This window comes from Streptomyces sp. RP5T, from assembly GCF_003933965.1.
Taxonomy (GTDB): Bacteria; Actinomycetota; Actinomycetes; order Streptomycetales; family Streptomycetaceae; genus Streptomyces.
In genome coordinates this window covers 1-462 of the sequence record NZ_RSAJ01001280.1, presented here as the reverse complement: position 1 = coordinate 462, position 462 = coordinate 1, and the positions used below count along the sequence as shown (strand labels likewise).

At 79.9% G+C, this 462-nt stretch carries 1 protein-coding gene; it reads right to left on the bottom strand.

What is annotated here, in order from left to right; translation table 11 throughout:
- Window positions 1-102: 102 nt before the first annotated feature.
- Window positions 103-462 (bottom strand): hypothetical protein (locus EHS43_RS45830; protein ID WP_125196161.1); only part of this gene is annotated, 360 nt, incomplete at its 5' end.

The window sequence follows — 462 nt, the reverse complement described above, 5'->3', positions numbered from 1 at the left end:
GCTCAGGGACGCGCTGTCGGGCCGCGGCAAGGAGGACTGAGGGCCGGGGCGCCGCCCGGGAGGGCACGGCTCACGTCCCCCCGCCTCGGCGCCGCCCGGCTCTCAGGCGACCAGGGCCTCGTCCCACCCCAGCCGGTCCAGCAGCTCGCCCCGGTGCAGGTCTGCCACGGCCGCGAGCAGATCGGGGTGGCGGAGCAGCGCGGCAGCACTGCGGTCCGTCGTGTCCGGGGCGAGCAGACGGCGGAACGCGGCCGCCGAGCCCGTACTGTGCTCGCCCCGCGCGAGGCCGGCCACCGCCCGGGCGGCCAGGTCCGGGTCGCCGAGCAGACAGGCCGCCCAGCTGGCCACGACCTCGTCCACCCAGGTGCGCCAGGCGTGCTCCTCCGCGTCCCGGTCGGCGTCGGCTTCCGCGCCGGTGACCCGGTCGAGGCGGGCGGGGCCGCCCGGGCCCGCCACGCCGAC